Source organism: Citrobacter sp. Colony219 (genome assembly GCF_019382635.1).
Taxonomy (GTDB): Bacteria; Pseudomonadota; Gammaproteobacteria; order Enterobacterales; family Enterobacteriaceae; genus Citrobacter; species Citrobacter youngae.
Window position 1 is genome coordinate 2,064,612 of sequence record NZ_CP080033.1, and the last position, 17,808, is coordinate 2,082,419.

Annotated in this window: 14 protein-coding genes; 6 read left to right on the top strand and 8 right to left on the bottom strand. The window is 52.2% G+C overall.

Going from position 1 to position 17,808, the window contains the following annotated elements; genetic code table 11:
- Both ltaE and poxB read right to left on the bottom strand, forming a co-directional pair.
- Positions 1-1,002 (bottom strand): low-specificity L-threonine aldolase, encoded by a 1,002-nt coding sequence (ltaE, locus tag JTI85_RS09030; RefSeq protein ID WP_219352453.1) that lies wholly within the window; start codon positions 1,000-1,002, stop codon positions 1-3.
- Between the two features lie 155 nt (positions 1,003-1,157).
- On the bottom strand, positions 1,158-2,876 hold the full coding sequence (gene poxB / locus JTI85_RS09035; RefSeq protein WP_048212066.1) for a ubiquinone-dependent pyruvate dehydrogenase: 1,719 nt from the start codon (positions 2,874-2,876) through the stop codon (positions 1,158-1,160).
- A gap of 153 nt (positions 2,877-3,029) precedes the next feature.
- Here poxB and JTI85_RS09040 point away from each other — a divergent pair, with 153 nt between their 5' ends.
- Positions 3,030-3,464: a DoxX family protein gene (locus tag JTI85_RS09040; RefSeq protein WP_048212065.1), complete on the top strand. Its 435-nt coding sequence runs from the start codon at positions 3,030-3,032 to the stop codon at positions 3,462-3,464.
- Between the two features lie 87 nt (positions 3,465-3,551).
- On the opposite strand, the gene hcr is transcribed toward JTI85_RS09040, so the two are convergent.
- The 4 genes from hcr to aqpZ form a co-directional block, all read right to left on the bottom strand.
- Positions 3,552-4,520 carry an NADH oxidoreductase gene (gene hcr, locus JTI85_RS09045; protein ID WP_048212064.1) on the bottom strand — a complete coding sequence of 323 codons (969 nt, stop codon included), beginning with the start codon at positions 4,518-4,520 and terminating at the stop codon, positions 3,552-3,554.
- A gap of 10 nt (positions 4,521-4,530) precedes the next feature.
- Complete coding sequence (gene hcp / locus JTI85_RS09050; RefSeq protein WP_048212063.1) at positions 4,531-6,183, bottom strand: hydroxylamine reductase; 1,653 nt, start codon at positions 6,181-6,183, stop codon at positions 4,531-4,533.
- Between the two features lie 155 nt (positions 6,184-6,338).
- Positions 6,339-7,238 carry a lysine exporter LysO family protein gene (locus JTI85_RS09055; protein ID WP_101741491.1) on the bottom strand — a complete coding sequence of 300 codons (900 nt, stop codon included), beginning with the start codon at positions 7,236-7,238 and terminating at the stop codon, positions 6,339-6,341.
- Positions 7,239-7,506: 268 nt separating this feature from the next.
- Positions 7,507-8,202: an aquaporin Z gene (gene aqpZ, locus JTI85_RS09060; protein WP_048212061.1), complete on the bottom strand. Its 696-nt coding sequence runs from the start codon at positions 8,200-8,202 to the stop codon at positions 7,507-7,509.
- 364 nt (positions 8,203-8,566) lie between these two features.
- Here aqpZ and JTI85_RS09065 point away from each other — a divergent pair, with 364 nt between their 5' ends.
- Entirely contained in the window at positions 8,567-10,225 is a 1,659-nt protein-coding gene (locus JTI85_RS09065; RefSeq protein ID WP_048212060.1) for an ATP-dependent endonuclease, read from the top strand.
- Here the strand turns inward: JTI85_RS09065 and JTI85_RS09070 are convergent.
- Positions 10,222-11,172, bottom strand: coding sequence for a VirK/YbjX family protein (locus tag JTI85_RS09070; RefSeq protein WP_199974782.1), 951 nt, complete (start codon positions 11,170-11,172; stop codon positions 10,222-10,224). The genes JTI85_RS09065 and JTI85_RS09070 overlap by 4 nt on opposite strands.
- 161 nt (positions 11,173-11,333) lie before the next feature.
- Here JTI85_RS09070 and macA point away from each other — a divergent pair, with 161 nt between their 5' ends.
- Positions 11,334-12,449, top strand: a complete 1,116-nt coding sequence (gene macA / locus JTI85_RS09075; protein ID WP_048212058.1) for a macrolide transporter subunit MacA — start codon at positions 11,334-11,336, stop codon at positions 12,447-12,449.
- Positions 12,446-14,392, top strand: a complete 1,947-nt coding sequence (gene macB, locus JTI85_RS09080) for a macrolide ABC transporter ATP-binding protein/permease MacB (RefSeq protein WP_219352455.1) — start codon at positions 12,446-12,448, stop codon at positions 14,390-14,392. The genes macA and macB overlap by 4 nt, the downstream gene beginning before the upstream one ends.
- A gap of 84 nt (positions 14,393-14,476) precedes the next feature.
- Here the strand turns inward: macB and cspD are convergent, their stop codons facing one another.
- Positions 14,477-14,701: a cold shock-like protein CspD gene (cspD, locus tag JTI85_RS09085; RefSeq protein WP_005128369.1), complete on the bottom strand. Its 225-nt coding sequence runs from the start codon at positions 14,699-14,701 to the stop codon at positions 14,477-14,479.
- Between the two features lie 322 nt (positions 14,702-15,023).
- Between cspD and clpS the strand changes: the two genes are divergently transcribed.
- Positions 15,024-15,344 (top strand): ATP-dependent Clp protease adapter ClpS, encoded by a 321-nt coding sequence (gene clpS, locus JTI85_RS09090; protein ID WP_005128368.1) that lies wholly within the window; start codon positions 15,024-15,026, stop codon positions 15,342-15,344.
- Positions 15,345-15,374: 30 nt separating this feature from the next.
- Positions 15,375-17,651 (top strand): ATP-dependent Clp protease ATP-binding subunit ClpA, encoded by a 2,277-nt coding sequence (clpA, locus tag JTI85_RS09095; protein WP_048212056.1) that lies wholly within the window; start codon positions 15,375-15,377, stop codon positions 17,649-17,651.
- Positions 17,652-17,808: the final 157 nt, after the last annotated feature.

Below are 17,808 nucleotides of genomic sequence, written 5' to 3' on the forward strand. Positions count from 1 at the left end.
TTATTGGGTTAAAAAAGCGCGCCAGTGGGCGACGACTTCAGCAAGTTGTTCACGTGATACGTCCAGATGCATTACCAGGCGCACAATCGGCGAGGCGTTAATCAGCACGCCTTGTGCTTTCATGTATTCGCCCAGCGCGGCAGCGTGCTCTTCGCCAACACGAACAAACAGCATGTTGGTGTCGTGGCGCATGACGTCCGCCCCTGCTTCGCGCAGTTGCTCCGCCATCCAGGTGGCGTTGTCATGGTCTTCCTGCAAACGCGCCACGTTATTTTTCAGCGCATACAGTCCGGCCGCCGCCAAAATACCCGCCTGGCGCATTCCGCCGCCGGTCATTTTGCGCCAGCGAATGGCACGCTTGATGTACTCGTGGCTGCCGACCAGCAGCGAGCCTACCGGCGTTCCCAGACCTTTGGAAAGACAAATGGTGAACGAGTCGCAGTATTGCGTGACATCTTTAAGCTCACAGCCATAGGCGACGATGGCGTTAAAAATACGCGCGCCGTCGACGTGCAGGGCAAGATTGCGCTCCCGGGTGAATTCCCAGGCCTCTTTCAGATACTCGCGCGGCAGCTCTTTGCCGTTATGCGTGTTTTCCAGGCTGAGCAGACGGGTGCGGGCAAAATGGATATCGTCTGCTTTGATTTTTGCTGCAACTTTGTCCAGCGGCAGGGAGCCATCCGGCGCGGCATCAATGGGTTGCGGTTGAATGCTACCAAGCACCGCTGCGCCACCCGCTTCGTAGAGATAGTTATGCGCGCCCTGACCGGCAATGTACTCTTCGCCGCGCTGACAATGGCTGAGCAGGGCCACCAGGTTCGCCTGAGTACCGGTAGGTAAGAAAATGGCGGCTTCTTTGCCAGAAAGCTCGGCTGCGTATTGCTGGAGGGCATTAACGGTAGGGTCATCACCGTAGACGTCGTCCCCGACCGGGGCGGCCATCATCTCTTCGAGCATGGCGCGACTGGGTCGGGTGACGGTATCACTGCGTAAATCAATCATGGTATCTCCTTATTACACTTCATCCTTCAAGCTGCCTCGGCGTTGGCCTCACCCTCAAACCCCAGTCACATAGTATTCCTATGCTCCTGGGGATTTTCGGGCTTGCCGCCTTGATGCATCATGAATGATTTTGTGTGTGGTTTAATAAGGATGTTTTACCTGAGCCAGTTAGTTTTCGCCAGTTCGATCACTTCATCACCGCGTCCGCTGATGATTGCGCGCAGCATATACAGGCTAAAACCTTTGGCTTGTTCGAGCTTGATCTGCGGCGGGATTGCCAGCTCTTCTTTCGCCACAACGACATCGACCAGAACCGGACCATCGATTGACATGGCGCGTTGCAGCGCCTCATCAACCTCTGAGGATTTCTCCACTCGAATGCCCGTGATGCCACAGGCCTCGGCAATCCGCGCGAAATTCGTGTCGTGCAGTTCGGTGCCGTCGGTCAGATAACCGCCAGCCTTCATCTCCATCGCCACAAATCCCAGCACGCTGTTGTTGAAGACAATAATCTTCACCGGTAACTTCATTTGCACCACCGACAGAAAATCGCCCATCAGCATGCTAAAGCCGCCGTCACCGCACATGGCGACGACCTGGCGTCCCGGTTCGGTCGCTTGTGCGCCGAGCGCCTGCGGCATGGCATTGGCCATCGACCCATGGTTAAAGGATCCAATCAGGCGGCGTTTGCCGTTCATTTTCAGATAGCGTGCCGCCCAAACCGTTGGCGTGCCCACGTCGCAGGTGAAGATGGCGTCGTCAGCGGCAAAGTGGCTGATTTGCTGTGCCAGATACTGCGGGTGAATGGCTTTATCACTGGGTTTGGCTAAATCATCCAGCCCTTTACGCGCCTCGCGATAGTGTTCCAGCGCTTTATCCAGGAACTGTCGCTCGGTTTTTTCTTCCACCAACGGCAGCAGGGCGCGGAGGGTGGATTTAATATCGCCTACCAGCGCCATATCCACTTTGCTGTGTGCGCCAATGCTTGCGGGATTGATATCAATCTGAATAATTTTGGCATCAGAGGGGTAGAACGGGCGATAGGGGAACTGGGTGCCGAGCAAAACCAGCGTGTCGGCATTCATCATGGTATGGAAGCCGGATGAAAAGCCAATTAACCCGGTCATACCCACGTCGTACGGGTTGTCGTACTCAACATGCTCTTTCCCACGCAGAGCGTGAACAATCGGGGCTTTGATTTTAGCCGCAAACTCAACCAGCTCTTTATGCGCACCGGCGCAGCCGCTGCCGCACATCAGGGCGATATTGCTGGAGTAGCGCAGCAGTTGCGCCAGTTTTCTCAGCTCTTCTTCTTCCGGGGTAACTACCGGGAGTGGCGCATGATACCAGTGCGTGGTGGCGCTTTCAGGGGCGGGCTTCAGCGCCACGTCGCCGGGTAATACCACCACGGAGACGCCACGGTTGAGCACCGCTTTACGCATAGCTATAGCCAGCACCTGGGGGATCTGCTCAGGGCTGGAAACCAGCTCGCAATAGTGGCTACATTCGCGGAACAACTCCTGCGGGTGGGTCTCCTGAAAATAACCACTGCCTATCTCACTGGAGGGAATATGCGCGGCAATCGCCAGCACCGGGACATGGTTGCGGTGGCAATCAAACAGGCCGTTAATCAGGTGCAGGTTTCCCGGTCCGCATGAGCCGGCACAGACGGCCAGCTCACCGGTCAGTTGGGCTTCTGCGCCTGCGGCAAAAGCGGCAACCTCTTCATGGCGGGTTGGCATCCAGTCAATCGTGCCCATACGATTCAGACTGTCACTAAGGCCATTGAGCGAGTCTCCCGTCACACCCCAAATACGTTTAACGCCAGCTTGTTCGAGTGTTTTAGCAATAAAAGCGGCAACCGTTTGTTTCATGGTTTTCCTTCTCCTCTAATGTGATACCGGTTACAAGTTTAGATGAAGATAATCGTTATGCTTCTCATTACCCCTTATTTCCGGCAGGTTTCATTTAATCTGTATTAAGCGTAGTTTGTTAATTGCACATGGTGAAACAAGGAATAAATTCAAATGGTTATAAAACTATTAAATACAGTTAACCGGGTACTGGCTCACGAAGATTTTGGCAAGTTTTTGTTACGCCTTGCTGTCGGTGGACTGATGCTGTTTCATGGGCTGCATAAACTGTTCGCGGGTATTGATGGCATCAGCGGCATGCTGATAGCGAAAGGTTTCCCGGGCTTTATTGCGTACGGCGTTCTGCTGGGAGAGGTTGTAGCGCCGTGTCTGATTATTCTTGGGATCCTGACACGCCCGGCGGCATTAGGGCTGGCGTTTACGATGGTTGTGGCATGGCTGATGGTCGGGATGGGCGAAACCTGGACACTGGATAAAACCGGTGCATGGGCGATTGAAAGTCTGGTGTACTTTTTTGTTGGCGCGATGGCGGTGGCGTTCTTGGGCGCGGGAAAATATGCCCTGGGCGGCAATTCAGCCTGGCGGTGATAAATGACCGGATGACGGTATTAATACTCCGTCCGGCCTACAACGGTTCTTGTAGGCCGGATAAGTATGCCATCCGGCAATGACTCTTTACGCAAGTACCAGATCACCCTGCGGATGACAGGAACAAGCCAGAACGTAACCTTCCGCAATTTCCGCATCGGTCAGCGTCATGGTGCTGCTGACCGTGTAGTTACCGTCAACCACTTTGGTTTTGCAGCAGCCGCAAACGCCTGCACGGCATGCGGCAACGACCGGAACCTTGTTGCTTTCCAGTGCTTCCAGTAGCGTCGTGCCCACCGGCGCATAGAACTCTTGTGCGGGTTGCAGCTTGGTGAATTTCAGACCACTGGTGGCGGCTTCGGCAACAGGTGTGAAGAACTGCTCTTTAAAGAAGCGTGTTACGCCAAGCGCTTTCACTTCTTTTTCGACCAGATCCATATACGGTGCCGGGCCACAGGTCATCACGGTACGCGAGGTCAGATCCGGGACGTTCTTCAGCAGTTCGGTGGTCAGTCGGCCGGAAACAAAACCCTGAGTGGCATTGTTTTCAGCGACTAATGTCACCGGATATTCACGCCATTCATCGGCAAAGATGACATCTTCTGGCGAGCGAACGTTGAAAATCACCTGCACGTCGGCTTGTGGACGGTACTTCGCCAACCAGCGACGCATCGACATGATTGGCGTTACGCCACAGCCGGCAGCCAGCATCAGGAACTTGTCTTCTGCTTTATCTTCACAGGTAAATTCACCCATGGCATCGGACAGCCAGATGTAGTCGCCGCGCTTCACGTCACGGGTCAGCCACTGCGAACCTGCACCCTCGTCAATGCGGCGGATGGTCAGCGTAATGTATTCGCTAACGCCCGGCGTTGAAGAAATGGTGTAAGCACGCAGCGTGTCCGCTGAATTACGTACGCTGACCAGTGCATACTGCCCGGCGCGGTACGGATAATAGTCGTGGCACAGCAACGAAATTGTCCATACATCCGGCGTTTCCTGATGGATGTGATGAACCTGCATCCGCCATGGGCACTGATGAGTTGGCATTGTCATTCTTTACTCCTTACGCGCTCAGCAGTTGCTTCATGTCTTCTTCAACGGTGGTCACGGAACGCAGACCAAATTTCTCGTTGAGAACTGCCAGCAGATCTGGCGTGAAGAAGCCAGGCGCAGTCGGGCCAGTCACGATGTTTTTCACGCCCAGCGACAGCAGGGTCAGCAGAATAACAATCGCTTTCTGTTCGAACCATGAGAGCACGAGAGACAGCGGCAGATCGTTCACGCCACAACCCAGTTTCTCCGCCAGCGTGACCGCCAGGATAATGGCAGAGTAGGCATCGTTACACTGACCGGCATCGACCAGACGCGGCAGACCTTCGATATCGCCGAATTCCAGTTTGTTGAAACGGTATTTACCACAGGCCAGAGTCAGGATCAGGCAGTCGTCTGGTACGCTGGTGGCGAAATCGGTGAAGTAGTTACGTTCACCACGTGCGCCGTCGCAGCCGCCAACCAGGAAGATGTGACGCAGTTTTTCACGGCTCACCAGGTCAATCAGGGTATCAGCTGCACCCAGCAGCGTCTGACGACCGAAACCAACGGTGATCAGATGCGGAATTTCGCTGTACGGGAAGCCAGCCATCTGCTGCGCCTGAGCAATAACCGGACCAAAGTCATCACCTTCGAGGTGGCTCACACCCGGCCAACCGACGATGCTACGGGTCCAGATGCGGTCATCATATGCGCCAACGGTTGGGTCGATGATGCAGTTAGAGGTCATGACGATTGGGCCAGGGAAGCGAGCAAATTCAACCTGCTGGTTCTGCCAGCCGCTGCCGTAGTTACCGATCAGGTGTTTGAACTTACGCAGCTCCGGGTAGCCGTGCGCCGGCAGCATTTCACCGTGGGTATAGACGTTAACACCGGTGCCTTCAGTCTGCTCAAGCAGGTTGTACAAATCTTTCAGGTCGTGACCGGAGATCAGAATGCACTTCCCTTCGGTTGCTTTTACGTTGACCTGAGTTGGGGTCGGGTGACCGTATTTCGTGGTTTCACCGGCATCCAGAATGCTCATCACTTTAAAGTTCATCTGGCCGATTTCCATTGAACACTCCAGCAGAGCATTCATATCGGAAGGCCAGGTACCCAGCCACGCCATGATTTTGTGGTACTGAGCGTAGATATCGTTGTCGTACTGGCCGAGAACGTGTGCGTGCTCCATGTAAGCTGCCGCACCTTTCAGACCGTACAGACACAGCAGACGCAGGCCGAGGATATTCTCACCGATGGTCGCTTTGTCTTTGTTCGGGGTGAATTCAGCGGCCTGACGTTGCAGGTCGCCCAGATCGTCGCTGACCAGTTGCAGGTCGGCCATCGGGTTTTCAACAGTTGCGTTAGCATCAATGTTCAGGCATTGCGCTTTCAGTGCATCGCGCATGGCGATAGCTTCACGAGCATAGCCAACAATACGCGGGGAATCGAAGTTCACGTTGGTCAGCGTGGAGAAGAATGCACGCGGCGCAAAGTTATCAACCTCATGGTCGATGATGCCGTATTCACGTGCTTTAACAGCCCATGCAGACAGACCTTGTAGGGCAGCAATCAGCAGATCCTGCAGATCGGAGGTTTCAGCCGTTTTACCGCACATACCCTGCGCGTAAGAGCAGCCGTTTCCTGCCGGAGTACGGATGGTTTGTTCACATTGCACACAAAACATGGTCACACCTTTTAAAGTTATATTTGATATACATGTTTAAGGTTATGCCTGCGCGCGAAGGGATTAAAGGGATTTCTGCTACAACTTGCAGGGAGATTGATTTAGCGCAATTTTGGCGGTAGCTGACTACCGCCAGAGAGGTATTTGTCTGTGTATCAGGCGGAGAAAAAGGCCATTAACAGTGGCACTAACAGACTCAGAATAAAGCCGTGCACAATGGCTGCGGGAACCATCTCCAGACCGCCACTGCGTTGTAACACGGGCAGCGTGAAATCCATTGACGTCGCCCCGCAAAGACCCAATGCGGTTGAACGGCTGCGGACCACCAGTCCAGGGATCAGCATAATGGCAATCAACTCACGCGCCAGGTCGTTAAAGAAGGCGGCGCTGCCAATTACTGGACCGAATGATTCGGTCAACAGAATGCCTGACAGGGAATACCAGCCAAAACCCGATGCCATCGCCAGTGCTGTTTTCAACGGCAGGCCGAGGATCAGCGCATTGATGACGCCGCCCAGCAGAGAACTGGCCACCACGACCACGGCAACAATCATGCCCCGACGGTTCAGTACAATCTGCTTTAATGTCATACCGCTGTTTCGCAGTTGGATCCCGACCAGGAATAATAAAAAGATCAGCGTATATTCGCTGGCTTCGGTCGCGTGCTGCAGCATCGACAATCCGCTAAGACCCAACAGAAAACCCAGCACCACGACGCCGCAAAGCTGTAGCGACTCAAGCGCCATCGCGATCCGGGAGGGGAGCTTCTCTTGCTGGTGGCTGTGTCGCCAGGGAAGTGAGCGCTCCAGCCACAGCAGCGCTGCGATATTACACAGCAGAATGACCGTCACACTAACGGCAGAATAATAAAGAATGGATAACAGATTACTGGCGAGATTATCCAGAAACGCCAGACTGATCCCCATAAAAAAGAGAATAAGGTAGACGATCCAACTCAACAGCCGATTGATAAGTTTTAATGCGGCTCTGTGTCGAAGCGGAATGAGGTAACCCACAATAAGGGGGACCAGAATGATTAACAGCCCTGAGAACATGAAACTCCGATCCTTGCTGAGAAGTAAGACGAAATGCACAACTATAACCTAAATAATTCAAGTTGCAGGAAGGCGGCAAGGGAGTGAATCCCCGGGAGCGTACATAAGTACGTAACTGGGGGGAGCGAGCGCAGTCAACACATCTGCAACTTGAAGTATGACGGATATACACACTACTGAAAGCAAAGAGGGGAGTAAAGTTGCAAATAAAAGGAAATATAGCGAGGAAAAAAAGGCCTGACAATTCATCAGGCCTTGTTGTTAGCGATTAATCGCGTTTTTCCAGCAGGGTGCGGTAAATAAGACCGCCGACGATCCCGCCGATAATCGGCATAACCCAGAATAACCAAAGCTGTTGTAATGCCCAGCCACCCTGGAAGATAGCAACCGCAGTACTACGAGCCGGGTTTACGGATGTATTGGTGACCGGGATACTGATCAGGTGAATCAACGTTAATGCAAGACCGATGGCAATTGGCGCAAAACCTGCCGGAGCATGTTTATCGGTCGCACCGTGGATCACTAATAAGAAACCTGCGGTCAGGACGATTTCAATTACGATGGCAGAAAGCATGGAATACCCGCCAGGTGAATGCTCACCGTAACCGTTTGAGGCGAAGCCACTGGCTGCTGCATCAAAACCGGCTTTGCCGCTGGCAATAAGATAAAGTACTGCTGCTGCTACAATGCCGCCCACAACCTGAGCAATAACATAACCAATAACGTCTTTCGCCGGGAAGCGACCACCAGCCCATAAACCGAATGTCACTGCTGGGTTAAAATGGCCACCTGAAATATGACCCACAGCGAATGCCATGGTTAATACTGTCAGACCAAAGGCCAGGGCGACACCGGCAAACCCAATACCTAACTCCGGGAAAGCCGCGGCCAGAACGGCACTACCACACCCGCCAAAAACAAGCCAAAACGTGCCGAAGAATTCGGCTGCTAATTTCCTGAACATAACCACCTCAATTAAAAGTTCCGGGTTAGTTTTTCTATCCCGGTATTTCATCGCTAAAAGGGACGATGATTAAAACGCGCTTATTCTAGAAAAAAATCTCATCCCTTCGCCACTTAAATTAATAAAAAAATTTGATTTAAGGCAATGTGATGCGAATCCTTTTTGGAGTTCAGGTGAATAAAGCATAGTTCAGTTATCAGAAGTCTGATGATTGACGTCTGAAATTATATTCAAAAGTAATTTTTAAAGAGAATATTCTTAACTCTTTCGATTTATCTGCGGATGATATCGGGTGTTCTGAGCGCCCGCTTACCGTTATACTCCTGATAACTTGAAGGAAAAAGTGAGCATTTCCGGAGGCTATATGATTCTCGAACGCGTTGAGATTGTTGGGTTTCGTGGTATTAATCGGCTGTCGTTGATGCTGGAGCAAAACAACGTGCTGATTGGGGAAAACGCGTGGGGTAAGTCCAGCCTGCTGGATGCGTTAACCCTGCTGTTGTCGCCAGAGTCGGATTTGTACCACTTTAACCGCGAAGATTTCTGGTTCCCGCCGGGTGACATCCAGGGCCGGGAACATCATCTGCATATTGTCCTGACATTTCGTGAATCTCAACCGGGTCGCCATCGTGTGCGTCGATATCGCCCGTTAGAAGCGTGCTGGTCGCCGTGCCATGATAACTATCACCGTATATTTTATCGGCTGGAAGGCGAGTGCGCTGATGACGGCAGCGTCCTGACATTACGCAGTTTTCTTGATGGCGAAGGCCACCCATTACCCATCGACAATATTAACGATCAGGCGCGTCATCTGGTGCGTTTGATGCCAGTATTACGTTTACGTGATGCGCGTTTTATGCGGCGCATCCGTAATGGAACGGTGCCGGATTCCGCGGATGTTGAAGTGACTGCACGCCAACTGGATTTTATGGCACGTGAGTTGGCCACCCGACCGCAGAATCTGACAGATGGGCAGATTCGCCAGGGGCTTTCGGCGATGGTTCAACTGCTGGAGCACTACTTTTCAGAACAAGGTTCCGGTCAATCCCGCTATCGTCTGATGCGCCGACGCTCCAACAACGAGCAACGCAGCTGGCGTTATCTGGATATTATCAACCGTATGATTGATAAACCCGGAGGGCGCACGCACCGTGTGATTCTGCTGGGACTGTTTTCTACGCTGTTACAGGCCAAAGGGTCGCTAAGACTGGATAAAGATGCTCGTCCGTTGCTACTGGTAGAAGATCCTGAAACGCGCTTACACCCCATTATGTTGTCTGTTGCCTGGCAACTGTTGAATCTGCTTCCCCTACAGCGGGTGACGACGACCAACTCTGGTGAACTGTTATCGCTTACGCCCGTTGAACATGTGGTCCGTTTGGTTCGAGAATCTTCCCGCGTCGCGGCCTGGCGACTGGGACCGGGAGGACTCAATGCGGAAGATGGGCGGCGCATTGCCTTCCATATCCGTTTTAATCGGGCGTCTTCACTGTTTGCCCGTTGCTGGCTGTTGGTGGAGGGAGAAACAGAAACATGGGTCATTAACGAACTGGCTCGTCAGTGTGGGCATCACTTTGATGCCGAAGGGATTAAAGTCATTGAATTTGCCCAGTCAGGGCTTAAACCCCTGGTGAAGTTTGCCCGCCGGATGGGAATTGAGTGGCATGTGTTGGTCGATGGCGATGAGGCGGGGAAAAAGTATGCGGCCACGGTACGCAGCCTGCTGAACGATGACAAAGAGGAAGAGCGCGAGCATTTGACCATGTTACCTGCGCTGGATATGGAACACTTTATGTACCGCCAGGGGTTCTCGGACGTTTTTCATCGGGTGGCGCAAATACCGGAAAATGTGCCGATGAATATGCGGAAAATTATAGCGAAGGCGATCCATCGCTCGTCAAAACCGGATCTGGCGATTGAAGTGGCGATGGAAGCGGGGCGACGCGGTGTTGAAGCGGTGCCAACGTTGCTGCGGAAAATGTTCTCCCGCGTGCTGTGGTTAGCACGCGGGCGAGCGGATTAGCGGCGGAACATGACTGATAACTGCGAGTGGATACTGTCGAGTAACTGATAGCGGCGGCGATATTCCGCGCGCTTCTTACTGGCAATATCTGTTTCGCTTTTACGCGCCAGCGTACGCGGAATATGATAGTAGCCATTGCTGTCACATTCGCCGCCAACTGACTCCCAAAATGAATTGTAGTCAGAAAGAATAACCTTGTTTTTATCATGGTAACGCTGGCTGCGAAAAATATGCTGGTCATTGCTGACGGCCAGTACTTGTTCAATATTCAATTGTTCTGCAAAACGACAAATAGCTTCCATTACAATACGTTTAGGAAACAAACCATGGCATGATTTTGTCGCTTTTTGAATTTCTTCGTGCGGCATTAATCGGTTACCCCCCTGCAAGCCACCAATAAAAAGCGCGCTGCGCCCTTCATAGTTGCACAGGGTGAAGGTCATTTCTGCTAATGTCTCGCCCTCACTATTACGGACAAGAATGGTACTTTCACCTTCTTTATCCAGGGCAATAAATGATGACATTATAATGGTGTATATTGCGCTGTCTTTGCCTTCAATTTGTGCCAGTTGTAACCCATCGGCACTTAAATAATCATTAAATTCTGTCGATGAAAAAGCGTTGCGAATAACATTGTAATGAAAACGCACAGCATCGAGTTTTGCTTTACGGTCAAGGTTTACTGCGAGATACGCGCGATGCAGGCGAACCGGTATACGGGGTTGGATCGCGAGAATTTTTTCGAGATCCGGCCATTGCGCCAGCTCAGCCATCCATTCACGTGTTAATCGTGGCATCAGCAATGAGCGCCATACAAACTTACGGCGAAAGCTTCGTTGATGCCAAAATTTACCTGGCCGCCATTGTCCGGTTGTCAGACGACAAAAAAGACTAAAACTTGTGGCGGGTCTGGAAGAATGAAAAGTGCTTTCTGTTAGCTGGCTCATAATAACAATCCAATAGATACTCTGATACCAATTTCAGCACAGTGGACCTTAACGGTTCATCAATAACTCTGTTATTCTTTGCACTTTTCAACGTCTGTTAATTTATCGTTGATGGTTATCACTCCACTCTGGTAGGCGTATTGGGGGACACTGGGACATTTATGAAGCTCAAGGGAAAAATTAAAAAACGTTATTTTCTGCTCGCCATCATCATTATTGTGGCGATGATTTCACTTTGGCGAACGCTTAATGCGCCACTACCACAGTATCAAACGTTAATTGTACGTCCAGGCGATCTCCAGCAAAGTGTGCTGGCTACCGGGAAACTGGATGCGTTACGCAAAGTTGATGTTGGTGCACAAGTGAGTGGGCAGTTAAAAACGCTGTCAGTAGCCATCGGCGATAAAGTTAAAAAAGATCAGTTGCTCGGCGTTATCGATCCTGAGCAGGCGCAAAACCAAATCAAAGAAGTAGAAGCGACGCTCATGGAGCTGCGGGCTCAGCGTTTACAGGCCGAAGCTGAGTGGAAACTGGCGCGCGTAACGCTTTCTCGTCAGCAACAACTGGCGAAAACGCAGGCGGTTTCGCAGCAGGATCTCGACACGGCAGCGACCGAAATGGCGGTCAAGCAGGCACAGATTGGCACTATTGATGCACAAATTAAGCGTAATCAGGCTTCCCTTGATACGGCAAAAACGAACCTCGATTACACGCGAATCGTCGCGCCAATGGCGGGTGAAGTGACGCAAATCACCACCCTCCAGGGGCAAACCGTGATTGCCGCCCAGCAGGCACCCAACATTTTGACGTTGGCAGATATGGGCACCATGCTGGTAAAAGCGCAGGTCTCCGAGGCAGATGTTATTCACCTGCAGCCAGGCCAAAAAGCCTGGTTCACTGTGCTGGGCGATCCGCAGACACGGTATGAAGGCGTGCTCAAAGATGTCCTGCCGACGCCTGAGAAGGTGAATGACGCCATTTTCTACTACGCCCGCTTCGAAGTGCCTAACCCGAAAGGGATCCTGCGCCTTGATATGACCGCGCAGGTGCACATCCAGCTCACAGACGTTAAAAATGTACTGACGATCCCGCTGTCGGCGTTGGGCGATCCTATTGGCAACAACCGCTATAACGTCAGGCTGCTGCGCAATGGTGAAACCCGCGAGCGCGAGGTGGTCATCGGTGCCCGTAATGATACCGACGTAGAGATTGTGAAAGGGTTGGAAGAGGGTGATGAAGTTATCACCGGTGAGGGTAAAGCGGGAGTAGCACAATGACGGCATTGCTTGAGTTGAGCAATATCCGCCGTAGTTACCCGTCAGGCGAGGGACAGGTTGAGGTATTAAAGGACGTTTCCTTACGCATTCAGGCCGGTGAAATGGTGGCGATTGTCGGGGCGTCAGGCTCGGGTAAATCGACGCTGATGAACATTCTGGGATGCCTGGACAAGCCGACCAGTGGAACCTATCGGGTTGCGGGGCGGGATGTTTCTACACTGGATAGCGATGCGTTAGCGCAACTGCGGCGTGAGCATTTCGGCTTTATCTTCCAGCGTTATCATTTGCTGTCACATTTAACGGCGGCACAAAACGTAGAGGTCCCGGCGGTGTATGCCGGGACTGAACGTAAGCAGCGTCTGGCGCGTGCTCAGGAATTACTTCAGCGCCTGGGATTGGGCGACCGGGTTGATTATCAGCCTTCCCATCTTTCCGGTGGTCAGCAGCAACGTGTCAGTATTGCGCGTGCGTTGATGAATGGTGGTCAGGTTATTCTGGCCGATGAACCCACTGGCGCGTTGGACAGCCACTCCGGCGAGGAGGTGATGGCTATTCTGCATCAGCTACGCGATCGCGGGCATACGGTAATTATCGTCACGCACGACAGCCAGGTTGCCGCCCAGGCAGAACGTGTCATTGAAATTCGTGATGGCGAGATTGTGCGTAATCCACCACCACAAAAGCCCACTGCCGGACGTGATATTGATGAACCAACGGTGACGACGGCTTCTGGCTGGAGCCAGTTTGTCAGCGGTTTTCGTGAAGCATTGACCATGGCATGGCTGGCCATGGCCGCCAACAAGATGCGTACACTGCTCACAATGCTGGGTATTATCATCGGCATCGCTTCGGTGGTGTCGATTGTGGTGGTGGGCGATGCGGCAAAACAGCTGGTGCTGGCAGACATCCGGGCGATTGGTACGAATACTATCGATATCTATCCGGGCAAAGATTTCGGTGATGACGACCCACAATATCAGCAGGCGCTGAAGTATGACGATTTAGTCGCGATTCAGAAGCAACCCTGGGTCAGTTCCGTTACGCCTGCGGTATCGAAGAACCTACGCCTGCGCTATGGCAATATTGATGTCGCCGCCAGCGCAAACGGCGTTAGCGGTGATTACTTCAACGTCTATGGCATGACGTTCAGTGAAGGCGCCACCTTTAATGCAGAACAGCTGGCGGGGAGGGCGCAGGTGGTGGTGCTCGACAGCAATACCCGACGTCAGTTGTTCCCCAGCAAAGCAAAAGTGGTGGGTGAGGTTATTCTGGTGGGAAATATGCCAGCCACCGTTATTGGCGTCGCGGAAGAAAAACAATCGATGTTTGGCAGCAGCAAGATCCTGCGCGTCTGGCTGCCATACAGCACCATGTCAGGGCGGATCATGGGGCAATCGTGGTTAAACTCTATTACCGTGCGGGTAAAAGAGGGTTTTGATAGCGCCCAGGCCGAGCAGCAACTCACCCGTCTGTTATCGCTGCGTCATGGCAAAAAAGATTTCTTCACCTGGAACATGGATGGCATCTTGAAAACCGCCGAAAAAACCACACGTACATTACAGCTCTTTCTGACGCTGGTGGCGGTGATTTCGCTGGTGGTGGGCGGGATCGGTGTGATGAACATTATGCTGGTATCGGTGACAGAGCGTACGCGTGAAATCGGTATTCGGATGGCCGTGGGTGCGCGGGCCAGCGATGTGTTACAACAGTTCTTAATTGAGGCTGTGCTGGTGTGTCTGGTGGGCGGCGCGCTCGGCATCAGTTTGTCGATGTTAATTGCCTTTACGTTACAGCTGTTCCTGCCTGGGTGGGAAATTGGTTTCTCTCCTGTCGCGCTGCTAACGGCTTTCCTGTGTTCAACCGCCACCGGAATTTTGTTTGGCTGGCTTCCGGCCCGTAATGCAGCGCGTCTGGATCCCGTTGATGCTCTGGCACGAGAATAACGCGTTGTATTGCATAAGAAATAAAAATGCCAGCCTTAGGGGCTGGCATTTTGTCTGCGGGATGTACACAATGAGACAGAAGAGCTATGCGACAGCTTCTGCTTCAATGACGGGCACGATAAGACTGGCATGATTGCCTTTTGGCCCCTGGTGGACATCAAACTGGACAGACTGTCCGGCTTTTAGCGTTCTGTAACCATCCATCTGAATGGTGGAGTAATGGGCGAAGATATCTTCACCACCGCCTTCGGGGCAGATGAAACCAAACCCTTTGGCATTGTTGAACCACTTAACAGTACCCGTTTCCATACTTCGACATCCTTCGTAAATCTTATATAAGTAAGATGGAATGAACCGGTGGCGGAGTGGGGGCTGTTCAAAACCTCGCCAACTCTCGAAACTACAATTTAGAGAAATCAGGCGAGGCGTCAAGCGCCAGGCAGGTGGAATAGGGTAAAAATGCATCAAAATTTGAAGCAGTTAACGCTATTGTCGGATATGTGACAGATGTCGCGGATGGCACTGATAGATGATAGTTATCTAATACTTGAGGTAGATTGATTGTGCGCATAGGCTCTTGTCAGCGGCAAGTTATTCTGCCGGTAACCGTAACTGAAGATGACGACTGACAATGGGTAAGACGAACGACTGGCTGGATTTCGAACAGCTGGCGGAAGACAAATTGCGCGACGCGCTAAAACCGCCATCTATGTATAAAGTGATATTAGTCAATGATGATTACACTCCGATGGAGTTTGTTATTGACGTGTTACAAAAATTCTTTTCTTATGATGTAGAACGTGCAACGCAACTGATGCTTGCTGTTCACTATCAAGGTAAAGCCATCTGCGGCGTATTTACCGCCGAGGTTGCTGAAACCAAAGTGGCGATGGTGAACAAATATGCGAGGGAAAACGAGCATCCGTTGCTGTGTACGCTGGAAAAAGCCTGAATGCAGGCATAAATATTGGGGGAGGTGCCTATGCTCAATCAAGAACTGGAACTCAGTTTAAACATGGCTTTCGCCAGAGCGCGCGAGCACCGACATGAGTTTATGACCGTCGAGCACTTGTTACTGGCGTTGCTCAGTAACCCATCGGCCCGTGAAGCGCTGGAAGCGTGTTCTGTGGATCTGGTGGCGCTCCGTCAGGAACTCGAAGCCTTCATTGAACAAACCACACCCGTATTGCCTGCCAGCGAAGAAGAGCGCGACACGCAGCCGACGTTGAGTTTTCAGCGTGTTTTGCAACGCGCTGTCTTTCATGTTCAGTCCTCCGGGCGCAATGAAGTGACCGGCGCGAATGTGCTGGTCGCTATTTTCAGCGAGCAGGAGTCACAGGCGGCCTATCTGCTGCGTAAGCATGAAGTCAGTCGCCTGGACGTGGTGAATTTCATTTCTCATGGCACGCGTAAAGACGAACCGAGTCAATCTTCTGACTCTGGGAATCAGCCAAATAACGAAGAGCAAGCTGGCGGGGAGGACCGTATGGAGAACTTCACGACTAACCTTAACCAGCTTGCCCGTGTGGGCGGAATTGATCCGCTCATTGGCCGGGACAAAGAGCTGGAGCGCGCCATTCAGGTCCTGTGCCGTCGCAGAAAAAACAACCCGCTGCTGGTGGGAGAGTCTGGTGTCGGTAAAACCGCCATTGCCGAAGGTCTCGCCTGGCGTATCGTCCAGGGCGACGTGCCGGAAGTGATGGCTGATTGCACCCTTTACTCTCTGGATATCGGTTCGCTGCTGGCTGGTACCAAGTACCGCGGCGATTTTGAAAAACGCTTTAAGGCGCTGCTGAAACAACTGGAACAGGATACCAACAGCATTCTGTTTATCGATGAGATCCACACCATTATCGGTGCGGGTGCGGCATCGGGCGGCCAGGTGGATGCGGCTAATCTGATCAAGCCGCTGCTCTCCAGCGGGAAAATCCGTGTGATAGGTTCAACCACTTATCAGGAGTTCAGCAATATCTTTGAGAAAGACCGTGCGTTAGCACGTCGCTTCCAGAAAATCGATATCACTGAGCCGTCAGTGGAAGAGACCGTGCAGATCATCAACGGTCTGAAACCGAAGTACGAAGCGCACCATGATGTTCGCTACACCGCCAAAGCGGTACGTGCAGCGGTCGAACTGGCGGTGAAATACATTAACGATCGTCATCTGCCGGATAAAGCGATTGACGTGATTGATGAAGCGGGCGCACGTGCGCGTCTGATGCCGGTCAGCAAGCGCAAGAAAACCGTCAACGTGGCAGATATCGAGTCCGTCGTGGCCCGCATTGCGCGGATCCCGGAGAAGAGCGTTTCGCAGAGCGATCGTGATACGCTGAAAAATCTGGGCAACCGTCTGAAAATGCTGGTATTCGGGCAGGATAAAGCCATTGAAGCACTGACCGAAGCGATCAAAATGAGCCGTGCTGGTCTGGGACACGAGCATAAACCGGTCGGGTCGTTCCTGTTTGCCGGGCCGACTGGCGTTGGTAAGACCGAGGTCACGGTACAACTGTCCAAAGCGCTCGGCATTGAGCTGCTGCGTTTCGATATGTCCGAATATATGGAGCGCCACACCGTCAGCCGCCTGATTGGTGCGCCTCCGGGTTATGTCGGTTTTGACCAGGGTGGTTTACTGACCGATGCGGTGATTAAACATCCTCATGCGGTACTGTTGCTGGATGAAATCGAAAAAGCGCACCCGGACGTCTTCAACCTGCTGCTGCAGGTGATGGATAACGGTACGCTGACCGACAATAACGGGCGTAAAGCGGATTTCCGCAACGTGGTGCTGGTGATGACGACCAACGCCGGGGTACGTGAAACTGAGCGTAAATCGATTGGGCTTATTCATCAGGACAACAGTACTGATGCGATGGGCGAAATCAAAAAAGTGTTTACGCCGGAATTCCGTAACCGCCTCGACAACATTATCTGGTTCGATCATCTCTCTACTGAGGTGATTCATCAGGTGGTGGATAAATTTATTGTCGAGCTGCAGGTTCAACTGGATCAGAAAGGTGTCTCTCTGGAAGTGAGTCAGGAAGCACGTAACTGGCTGGCGGAAAAAGGCTACGACCGCGCAATGGGCGCACGTCCGATGACGCGAGTGGTTCAGGACAACCTGAAAAAACCATTGGCCAACGAATTGCTGTTTGGTTCGCTGGTGGATGGCGGTCAGGTTACCGTCGCACTGGACAAAGAAAAAAATGAGCTGACCTATGGTTTCCAGAGTGCGCAAAAGCACAAGCCAGAAGCTGCCCATTAATTTCTAATTACATGATAAACCGGGTGTAATGCCCGGTTTTTTTTCGCCTGAAAGTAGTGATTTGAATTGGGGGGACTCGGAGAGTATAAACGGCAGGCAAAAAATAAGCCTGCGTAAGGGAGATTACGCAGGCTAAGGAGGTGGTTCCTGGTACAGC

Bases quoted from the DNA above. Each gene is read 5' to 3' on its own strand.
- hcr (WP_048212064.1), bottom strand. From the start codon at position 4,520: ATGACAATGCCAACTCATCAGTGCCCATGGCGGATGCAGGTTCATCAC.
- cspD (WP_005128369.1), bottom strand. From the start codon at position 14,701: ATGGAAACGGGTACTGTTAAGTGGTTCAACAATGCCAAAGGGTTTGGT.
- clpS (WP_005128368.1), top strand. From the start codon at position 15,024: ATGGGTAAGACGAACGACTGGCTGGATTTCGAACAGCTGGCGGAAGAC.
- ltaE (WP_219352453.1), bottom strand. From the start codon at position 1,002: ATGATTGATTTACGCAGTGATACCGTCACCCGACCCAGTCGCGCCATG.
- aqpZ (WP_048212061.1), bottom strand. From the start codon at position 8,202: ATGTTCAGGAAATTAGCAGCCGAATTCTTCGGCACGTTTTGGCTTGTT.
- JTI85_RS09040 (WP_048212065.1), top strand. From the start codon at position 3,030: ATGGTTATAAAACTATTAAATACAGTTAACCGGGTACTGGCTCACGAA.
- hcp (WP_048212063.1), bottom strand. From the start codon at position 6,183: ATGTTTTGTGTGCAATGTGAACAAACCATCCGTACTCCGGCAGGAAAC.
- macB (WP_219352455.1), top strand. From the start codon at position 12,446: ATGACGGCATTGCTTGAGTTGAGCAATATCCGCCGTAGTTACCCGTCA.
- JTI85_RS09065 (WP_048212060.1), top strand. From the start codon at position 8,567: ATGATTCTCGAACGCGTTGAGATTGTTGGGTTTCGTGGTATTAATCGG.
- JTI85_RS09070 (WP_199974782.1), bottom strand. From the start codon at position 11,172: ATGAGCCAGCTAACAGAAAGCACTTTTCATTCTTCCAGACCCGCCACA.
- poxB (WP_048212066.1), bottom strand. From the start codon at position 2,876: ATGAAACAAACGGTTGCCGCTTTTATTGCTAAAACACTCGAACAAGCT.
- clpA (WP_048212056.1), top strand. From the start codon at position 15,375: ATGCTCAATCAAGAACTGGAACTCAGTTTAAACATGGCTTTCGCCAGA.
- macA (WP_048212058.1), top strand. From the start codon at position 11,334: ATGAAGCTCAAGGGAAAAATTAAAAAACGTTATTTTCTGCTCGCCATC.
- JTI85_RS09055 (WP_101741491.1), bottom strand. From the start codon at position 7,238: ATGTTCTCAGGGCTGTTAATCATTCTGGTCCCCCTTATTGTGGGTTAC.